At 53.7% G+C, this 10,754-nt stretch carries 3 protein-coding genes; all 3 read left to right on the forward strand.

The genetic code is table 11. The features are described 5' to 3' along the window. The first annotated feature begins 58 nt into the window (after positions 1-58). A complete protein-coding gene (locus tag EOJ37_RS03710) occupies positions 59-5,518 on the forward strand; it encodes a non-ribosomal peptide synthetase (RefSeq protein ID WP_127957935.1) in 5,460 nt (1,819 codons plus the stop codon). Between the two features lie 604 nt (positions 5,519-6,122). After that, positions 6,123-7,820 carry a ShlB/FhaC/HecB family hemolysin secretion/activation protein gene (locus tag EOJ37_RS03715; RefSeq protein ID WP_162473650.1) on the forward strand — a complete coding sequence of 566 codons (1,698 nt, stop codon included), beginning with the start codon at positions 6,123-6,125 and terminating at the stop codon, positions 7,818-7,820. Positions 7,821-7,881: 61 nt separating this feature from the next. Beyond that, the coding region (locus EOJ37_RS03720) for a two-partner secretion domain-containing protein (protein ID WP_127957937.1) at positions 7,882-10,754 on the forward strand (2,873 nt) is incomplete at its 3' end.

The following is a 10,754-nucleotide window of genomic DNA, read 5'->3' on the forward strand; positions in this document are numbered from 1 at the left end:
TATTCGTCTTTATTTTGCGAACTCACTGAAGTCATTATCAATTCATGGAGAATAGAATATGTTACCTGAAAAACGTAATCAGCTAGTCGTGTCTAATATTACCTCATCTGCTGTAATAGCCACTCGTGCTCAACAGGAGATGTTCCTGATCGAACAGACTGCCCCAGAATTGAACTGTGTGATCCACTATTATCGAGAGATTGAAGGAGAGTTGGATCCTGAACGCCTGAGTGGCGCGGTTGAAACGCTGATCACCCAGTTACCACTATTACAAACACGCTTTGCTTGTATTGATGGGGTATTATGGCAAATTTACGATCAGCGCATTAGCGAGAAATTACTGATCTGTGATTTACGGCACACTCCGCAGCCACAGTTGGCAGCGACAGAAAGGATTCAGCAATCTATTGACTCAGCAAGAAAAAAAGAAATAACCAGTGCAAATACACTATATCAGTTTACCCTTTACCGTATTGCAGATTGCAAATTTATATTGAGCATTTGGTTTCATCATATATTGGTTGATGGGCGCAGTTTAGCGTTGATTGAATCGTTGCTCATTAAGGAGTATAACAACACTTTACATTTTGAAAAAACAAATAGCACTTCAAAATATTTTGCCTTTGACGCAAATGCAAAGTCAGACCATGAATATCAAAGCTCCAGTGAAAAAATAAAAGATGAGCAATTTTGGGCTGCATATGTCCAAGATTTGAAGCGTGATGCGATTAGCTGGCGTAGCATCATTTCTAATCAGAAAAGGGAAATATCGCAGTATCGAAATACACTATCGCACTCACAAAGAGAAAAGATTAACCATATTGGCCGCAGCTATGCTGTTTCAGAGCAGCGGGTATTGCTCTCAGCGGCGATTTTATTAATTCGGATACTGATCGATAAACCCTGCTTCTCTGTCAGCCTACCGGTGCCCGGTATCGACAGGAATGCCGCACCGGGAATGACTTCCAATGTATTGCCATTACGGGTAAACCTACCGGCAACCATGACATTGGCCGAGGTGATTCAATCGGTTTCGGGTGAAGTAAAAAATATTCTTCAACATCAGCGCTATCGTGGAGAAGACATTCTGCGCTTAGCGGAACTGAAACAACACAGCAGTTTTGGCCCGATCATCAATGTGATGATTTTTGATCGCGGTGAAGGGTTTGAGCGCTGTCACTCAGTCAGCCACCGGTCAGCCAACCGGGACGATTTGCAGTTACAGATCACCTTCTGGGGCACCAAACACGGTGGCAACATCGATATTATTCTTGAAGCGGACAACCAAGGGCACAGCGCAACCCAACTAGCGCATTTAAGCCAACAGTTGCAATCGATAATCGACAGTCTGAACCATCAGCAACAAAAATGTGTGGCTGATATTATCGACCAGTGCCAACTGGCAAATCATCCGGTGTTGCGAAACAGCCTCTATCTTCAGCAACGCCAACCGCCAGCGGCTGGCTTTCTACAGTGGCAATTGCCAGCGGAACAACTGGTGCGCCAGGTTTACGCCAGTGGTTGGCGTGGATCAGAGCCGCTAGCCTACTCACTACCGAAAATGTTACTGGCACAGTGCGTGATCTTAGTCGGCCAACTGACCAGCAGGCCAACTCCGGTAATGGAGGCTGTAACTGGAACCACAGCGGGCACCTTGCTGGCCATTGAAGAACAAGGCTGGCTGGTTGCGACCGGACAAGGCACGGTTTATCTCAGTGGGCTACAGAATCAAACCGGTAACCCGCTTTCGGCCAACGCACTGGCAGCCAGTTGCGGCTTGCAGATCGGCAGCCAGTTACCATTGATCACGGCAACACAGGCAGAGCAGTTATCAACCGGCAGACAAGCGGTGCTCGAGCAGCAATCCTACTGGCAACGTCACTTCACTGCTCCCGTATTGGCACAACTCTCGGCATACCCGATACAGAACCAGAACACTGCGCCATGCTGGCATCAAAGCCCCAGCTACAACCCGAGCGATCGGCTACCAGGATCACCGCCAACCAACGCCTTTGAACTACTGACCGCCTGGTTTATCTACCTGGCGCGTGATCACCACAATCGCGGCGAATGTTTCCAGATCGGCTGTTTGCAAGAACCTACTGGCTCAACAGAGCTGGAAGATAGGCTGTTCACGCGACTACGACCATTCGAGATCAGCATTGATATCAGCCGCAACTTTGCCGAGATTGTTGAACAGGTTCGCCACAGCTACCAACAGTGGTTAGAGCAGGTACCTTGCTTGGCAGAAACAGTGACGCGGCAGATCCTCGCGGGTCAGCAGTGGTTAGCGAAACGTCACCCTTGGCCGTTAGCGGTTGCTATGCTCGAACAGACAGCGGCAGACAAAACAGCACCAGCGCAGGCCCATGCTGAACTGCTTACATTACAGATAGATCGCCACACTGCCAGTTTCCGCTGGATCTATGATGCGCAGCGCATCACGGCACCACAAGTGGCGCGCATTAGCGAACACCTAATAAATTTACTCAGTGCAGCCAAACGGCACAGCACAGCGGCATTGTCGGTGGCTGATTTTGCACTGCTCACCAGCGCAGAGCGTCAGCAGTTACAGCTTTGGGGAAATCTGGCGCATCGAACACCGGCACCTAGCACCACATTAGCGGCACTATTTAGCGCTCGCCTAGCACAGCATCAAGATGCTGTGGCGCTTCAGTACGGTGATCAGACATTGAGCTACCGTGAACTGAACCAGCGTGCCAACTGTTTGGCACACGCTTTGATTGCCCGAGGCGTATGCCCGGAACAGCGGGTTGCGCTCTGTGCTGTACGCAGCATGGAACTGATCATCGGGTTATTAGCGATCTTAAAGGCGGGAGGTGCCTATTTGCCGCTAGATCCGGCCTATCCGGGTGAACGCCTGCGCTACATCCTGAAAGATGCCGAACCCTGCTTACTGCTGGCCGATGAAACAGGGCAGAAGGTGCTGGGTGAACATGAAATACCCACATTAGCGCTGGCGTCAGTGACAAGCTATTTTGAGCCTGCATACCGCGACAGTCCACAGGTGCCAGAACTCACGCCTAGCAGCCTGGCCTACTTGATCTACACCTCGGGTTCCACTGGCCAACCGAAAGGGGTGATGGTCGAACAGCGACAGATCGCCAACTTTATCCAAGCGATGGGAGAACTGCAGTTAACATCAATAACACAATCGATCCACATCTTGATGAATTTCAGCATCATGTTTGATGCCAGTTGGTGTGAATTGGCTGCATTGTTCTATGGTGGAAAATTAATCATGACACCACAAGAAGATAAATATGATCCGGCCAAAATTGTCACACATGTAGCGACGAGAAAAGTGAACGTGCTCTGCTGCACACCGTCACAACTGGAAGGGCTACTGCTTGCCGGGCTGGAGCAGCAGATAACAAGCAACGCACTGCTGCTACTCGGTGGTGAAGCACTGCCATCTGAGCTATGGCAGCGTTTGCAGCAGATGAAACAGATCAAAGCAGTGAATGCTTATGGCCCTACTGAAACCAGCGTGGTAGTGACCTGTGCGCACATCACTGCACAAGGCAGCAAGCAACCGGTGATTGGCGGTTCATTTGCAGCGGCGCGTCTCTACCTGCTCGACAGCCAACTGCAACAGGTGCCAGCGGGTGCGGTGGGCGAGATCTACATTGGCGGTATTGGTGTGGCACGTGGCTATTTCAAGCGGGCAGATTTAACCGAACAACGCTTTCTGCCCGACCCATTTAGTGATCAACCGGCGGCACGCATGTATCGCAGCGGTGATCTGGGCTGCTGGCAAAGTGACGGGCAGTTGGCTTACTTGGGGCGTAATGATGAACAGGTGAAGATCCGAGGGTTTCGTATTGAACTGGGCGAGATCGCCACACAGTTGAACCAACATCCATCGATCAGTGAAGCGGTAGTGATCGCACGCGGTGAAGCAAACGCCTTGCAACTGGTCGCCTATCTGATCCTGCATCCCGGCCAGACAACCGATGCAACGGCACTACGCGAGCATCTGGCACAGCGTCTACCCAGCTACATGTTACCCAGCGCTTACGTACCGATCAGCGCCCTGCCACTCACACCGAATGGCAAACTGGACAAACGGGCACTGCCGGAACCGAATCAACAGGCATTCGCCAGAGCGACCTATCTTGCCCCTGAAGGTGAGATTGAGTGCGGCTTAGCAGCGATCTGGTGCCAACTACTCGGTATCGAGCGTGTTAGCCGTCATGACAACTTTTTTACACTGGGTGGGCACTCACTGCTGGTAGTGAAAATGTGTGACATGATCGGCAAACAGCTGGCAAAAAATGTGCTGGTGGCGACAGTATTCGCCAGCAGCGATCTGGCGGCGCTGGCGGCAAGCTTAGAAGGAAGAGCGGAAGAAACGGACGACACCGATCAAAAAATGGCGTGTGATAAAACACTACCGCCGATGAATTTCATCAGCGCGAACAAGGTGCCATTTGAGCAGGTATTACTGACCGGTGCGGCTGGCTTTCTCGGCATCTACCTACTGGCAGAGATCCAGCGGCAATATCCACGAGCGAAAGTTCACTGCCTGGTACGCGGTAAACAGGGGCTGCAACGGCTACGGCAAGCCGCACAGCGTTATCGCCTGACGCTGGATGAAACACGGCTGATAGTCATCGCTGGTGATCTGAGCGCGGCACGGTTAGGAACCTCGCGCGAGCAGTGGCAGCGGTTAGCTCAGCAGATCGACGCGATCTACCATTGCGGTGCCTGGGTCAATCACCTGCACAGCTACAGCACCCTGCGTGACAGCAATGTACAGAGCACCAGCGAACTACTGGCGCTATGCTGCCAAGGCAGAGCAAAGCAGATGTTCTACATCTCGACCCTTTCCACAGCACCGCAACAGGGTAACCGACTGCGAGAAGATGTGCTGGCCGCCAGCTCACCGCTGCGCAACAGCTACGTGCGCACCAAATGGGTGTGTGAACACCTAATGATGCAGGCATTCTCTGCTGGCCTGCATGGAGCGATCTATCGCATGGGCAACATTACCGGCTCGACACAACACGGTGCCTCGAATGTCGAAAGTAACCATATGCTGAGCATTATGAAAGGGTGCTTACAGCTTGGTGTCGCACCAGACTGGCAAGCAAACCGCCTTGACATCAGCCCGGTTGATATTGTCGCCTCACTGGTGATCTCGGCAGGCAGAAAGGCGCGTTACCTCAACCGTGCCTTGAACCTGGGTTATCTCAGCACCCTCAGTTGGCAACACCTGTTCCAGTACCTGGTACAGAAAGGGCATCAGATGCAGTTTGTCGCCCCGGAAATCTGGTCCAGTGAATGGGTGCCCCAAGTTGACAGTGATAATGCGCTGTATCCGTTTAAAGTTTTTTATCTCTCCGCCGATGAAAAGGGATCACGCCGCACGGTCGATGTGGTGGAAAAAGTGCTGGTTGACGCCGAGGCTGAACATTTTGAAGCCACCGCGTTACTGGAAACTTATTATCACTACTGGCGCCAATCGGGTTTCCTACCGGCACCTGAAAGGTAATCGGCGCTAACCCGTTAATAAGTTGACTGCCTCTCACCTCCCCCTGTTAAGGGGGAGGTGAGAGGGGTTATTTCAAAATAAGCAAATGCGTTAACACCCCACACTACCCCTTTCCTTAACATCACACTGACTGGAGTATGCAATCGTAAACCTGCAATTTTTTAACTGCTGATAATTCAATGCTTGACCTGATGTAACCAGTTATGTTCTTATTCACGCTTTGCAACATGCCGATAAAAAGCGTTATTAAAACAATGAGTTTTAAATTTGATACTTAACTGTAAAAAACGCTATTTCCTAACAAAATTTAGAATTAAATTTTGCAGTTAATCTAATCGTTAGCATTTTATCCGCAATATAAACCCATGTTTATTGTATTGTGCGATAAATCAGCGGTTATGAATCGGCAGCAGTTGAGATCACATTGACTGCGAGACAAACCGCAGCAAAGCCGCATGAGCGGTATCAACACAATAGCGCTGGTGGTTGAATTTTGCATAACCGTTTGCCGCTAACCGCGCACAGCGGTGCAGCGGGTAAAACTCCATTTTTTTAATGAGACCGTCATTGTCGTATTTAGATTGAAACACTACGGGAAAAACAGATGTTGATGTTAAACCGATTAAGCGCGAGCGGACTCGCTTGCCTATTTATCTTGCTACATACCCGCAGTGCCTCGGCAGCACCTGAAAGACTGCCAGAGGTCGAGCGCCAACAAGAGATTCTGCAACAGCAGCGCCAGCAAGCGATCGAAAAGCGCCTGGCACCGAACACCCCAGAAGTCAATCTGGCACCAGCACAATTGGCAGTGGCGGATGACTTCCCGATTGAACAGCCCTGCTTCCTGATCCAACAGGTTGAACTGGATGGAAAAACCCATTTCCCAAGTTGGCTGCCACTGCAACGTACCGCCGATCGCGCCCTCAACCGTTGCCTGGGGGGTAACGGCATCAACATGCTGATGCGTAAACTGCAAAACCAACTGATTGACAAAGGTTACGTCACCAGCCGAGTACTGGCGCCGGAGCAAGATCTCACCACCGGACAACTCAAACTGATCTTACTGCCTGGCACAGTGACTGATATTCGGCTCACCGAAGGCAGCGGTCGCCACATTCAACTGGCAACCACACTGCCGCAGGGCAAAAAGCGGCTACTGGACAGCAAAGCGATTGAACAAGGGGTAGAAAACCTGCAACGTATCCCGACGGTGCAGGCGAACATCGACATTATTCCAGGCGAACAGCCGGGCGAGAGCGAACTGGCAGTCAACTGGCAACAGAGCAAATTCTGGCGCCTTGGCCTATCGCTGGATGATTCCGGCAACCGCAGCACGGGAAAATATCAGGGTGCAGCAACACTCTATCTCGACAACCTGCTCTCGCTGAGTGACATGCTCTACCTCTCGCTCAGCTACAACCTGCCGCAGCGTGCTGCCTACCGCAGTGGCAACCACACCCTCTCCTACAGCCTGCCGGTCGGCTACTGGTCATTTGCGATCACCGCCAGCGAAAACAACTATTTCCAGACCGTTGCTGGTGCTGTCGAGTCCTATAAATATGCGGGCAGCAGTAAAAATGTGCAGTGGCAAGCCAGCCGGATAGTACACCGCAACGCACGGCAAAAAACCACCCTCAGTTACGACATCAGCGGCCGTCTGAGCCGCAACTATGTCAACGATACCGAAGTTGATGTACAGCGGCGGCAGACCACCGCCTGGAAAATTGGCATCAGCCATCGCCACCAGTTTGATTGGGGCACACTAGATGCACAACTAACCCATCAGCGCGGCACACGCTGGTTTGGTGCGCAACCGGCACCGGAAGAGTATCGCGGACGCGCCACCGCACTGAGCAAAGTGACGCAACTGAACGCCTCGCTCGAGGTGCCATTTAGCCTGTGGCAACAAGCTTTCCAATACCAGTTACAGTATCGCCACCAAACCACCAGCACCCCGCTAACACCACAGGATCAGTTCTCGATTGGTGGCCGCTGGTCAGTACGCGGCTTTGATGGTGAGTCATCGCTCACGGCCGACAAAGGGTGGCTGGTACGCAATGATCTGCTGTGGAAAACACCACTGCCCAACACCCAACTCTACCTGGCGGCTGACTATGGCGAAGTCTACGGCCAAGGCAGCGAATGGCTGGTTGGCCAACATCTGGCGGGTGGCGTAGTCGGCGTCAAAGGCAACGTATTCCGGGTCAACTACGACCTGTTTGCTGGCCGACCGCTATCCAAACCGGCAGGTTTTCAGACCTCATCCAGCAGCCTCGGTTTTAGCCTAAACTGGCAGTTTTAATTTAACAACATCAGACAGATGCTCGAACTGGGAATCAGGAATTGACACGGAGATCCTACCTATGAACAAACAATATTATCGCGTTATTTTCAGCCGCCAGCTCCAGCGCTGCGTGGTAGTGTCCGAGCTAGCCAAACGTGATGGCAAAGTCGTGGGTGAAGGCAGTGCGCTCTCGGCACCCGCCCAGACAGCCGTGGCTCGCCTTTCTGCCATTGCGCAAGCACTACTGTGGGCACTCGGCATGACCTTACTGCCTTCCGGCGCACTACAGGCGCAGATTATCGCCGATGCGCAGGCACCGGGTACACAACAGGCACAGGTACTCAACACCGCCAATGGTTTGCCACAGGTCAACATCCAGACACCCAGTGCCGCTGGCGTCTCGCACAATAAATACCGCCAGTTTGATGTTGATCAGCGCGGCGCGATCCTCAACAACAGTTATGACCCCAGCAAAACCCAACTGGGCGGCTGGGTCAATGGCAACCCAAACCTGATCCGTGGCGAAGCCAAAATTATCCTCAATGAAGTCAACAGCAGCAACCCGAGCCAACTGAATGGCTACCTGGAAGTGGCCGGGCGCAAAGCGCAAGTGGTGATCGCCAACCCAGCAGGCATCAGTTGCGATGGCTGCGGCTTCATCAACGCCAACCGTGTCACCCTCACCACCGGCCTACCACAACTGGATAACGGCCAGTTGACCGGCTACCAAGTGAACGGCGGCAGCCTGCGTTTCTCTGGGCTAGGCATGGACAGCCAAACCGCAGACTACACCGACCTGATTGCACGCAGTGTTGAACTGAATGCTGGTGTTTGGGCACAACAGCTTGATATCACTACCGGGCTGAACTGGGTCAGCGCCGATCATAGCCAAATCAACGCCAGCCAGCGTGACGATGGCAGCGCCCCGCGCTTTGCGCTCGATCTCTCAGCACTCGGCGGCATGTATGCTGGCAAAATCCGACTGATTGGCACCGAACAGGGGGTAGGCGTCCACAATGCCGGTGAGATTGGCGCCAGCGCTGGCGAGATCCAGATCACCGCTGACGGCAAACTGATCAACAGCGGTAAAATCAACAGCAGTGGCGATCTGCGCATCAGTCAGCGCCAAGGGATCAGCAACAGCGGGCTACTTTATAGCGGCAACAACAACCAGATCCAGACCGATGGCGTGCTGGAAAACCAGGGCACCCTTGCAGCCGCGCGTAACACCACACTACAGGCTGGCGAGTTGGCCAGCAGCCAAAGCAGCGTATTGGCGGCCGGGCTAAATGGCGACGGCAGCCTCGGCAGTGCTGGCCAGTTGCAGGTCAGCACACGGGGTAAACTGCAAGCACAGGGCAAAAACCTGGCGGCACAGCAGCTACGTTTTCAGGGTGAACAACTTGATCTCGACGCCAGCCAGAGCCAAGCGGCGGAGGTGGAACTGACTGCACGCAGCGGCGGCATCCGCACGCGCGGCGCCACACTGCAAACGCCGGGGCGTTTGACCATCAACGCAGCACAACAGCACGTCGACAATGGCGACGGCAAACTGTACGCCGGTGAACTGACCATCAACGCCGCAACACTGAACAACAGCGGCACCCTCTATGCAGCGGGATATGGCGACCTGAAAATCAGTGGCGCACTGACTAACTACGGCACACTGTTTGCCGAACAGGGATTAACGCTCACCAGTGATAGCCTAACCAACAGCGGAGCGCTACAGACCCGAGGCGATCTGGCACTGACGGTAGCGGGTGATGTCGACAACAGCGGCAGCCTGTACGCCGAAGGAGCGCTGGCACTACAGAGCGGCGGCAACTTTACTCACAGCGGCAGCCTCAGCAGCGGTGGCAACAGCCTGTTACGGGTGGGCGGCGATAGCCGCAACCAGGGCGCACTCTACAGCGGTGGCGATCTGCAATGGCACAACGGCGGACAGCTACTCAATAGCGGCAGCATCGCGGCACTGGGAGCGCTAACCATCGATACCGGTGATTTTGTCGGCCAACAAGGCTCACTGCTGGCCGCTGGGTTAAACCGTGAAGGGCGGCTGGCGGCAGCGCAACAGCTCAGCCTGAACAGCCAACAGCGCATCGTCTCACAAGGGCAACAACTGGCCAGTGGTGCCCTGACATTACAAGCACAATCGCTCGATTTACGCCACAGCCAGACGCAAGCCAACCGCGTTCAACTGCTGGCTGAACAGGGTGACCTGCTGTTAACCAACGCACAGGTACACAGCGCCAGTGACCTGCAAGTGGAAGCGGCACACAACGTCAACAGCGACAACGCACAACTGGTCGCTGAACAGATCAGCCTCACGGCGGCCGCATTATCCAATGTCGGCGGCCAGTGGCTACAGACCGGTGTTGAAGATTTTCAACTGACCATTGATGGCCTGGTCGACAACCGCAGCGGCACCTTGCTCTCATCGGGCGATCTGCATCTGAATGCACAACAACTGCGCAGCGATGGCCAGAGCCTGCTGGCGGCTGGCGTACAGACCGATGGTCAGATGCGCCAACGCGGTGATCTGTCGGTTGAGACACGCCAGGCACTGCAAGCACAAGGGCAGACTCTGGCCGCCGGGCAACTGACACTGCGCGGACAATCGCTCGACCTGAGCGGCAGCCAAACCTACGGCCAGCAGATCAGCCTGACCGCCACTGAAGGCGACATCATCACCCGCCAGGCAGAAGTCAGCACGCCGGGCTTGTTAAGCGTGGTCGCCAACGGCGCCGACCAACAACTGGATAACCGCGAAGGCAGCCTAAAAGCCGGTGAAATGGTGATCGACAGCGCTCGGGTCGACAACCACGGCGGCACCATCAGCAGCGCCGGTGACCTCAACCTGACACTACAGAGCGATTTTATCCACCAGGCTGACACCCACTGGCATGTGGGTGGCGATTTTACCCTGAAAACCAGCGGCGACATCCTCAACCA

Source organism: Serratia microhaemolytica (genome assembly GCF_004011885.1).
Taxonomy (GTDB): Bacteria; Pseudomonadota; Gammaproteobacteria; order Enterobacterales; family Enterobacteriaceae; genus Serratia_G; species Serratia_G microhaemolytica.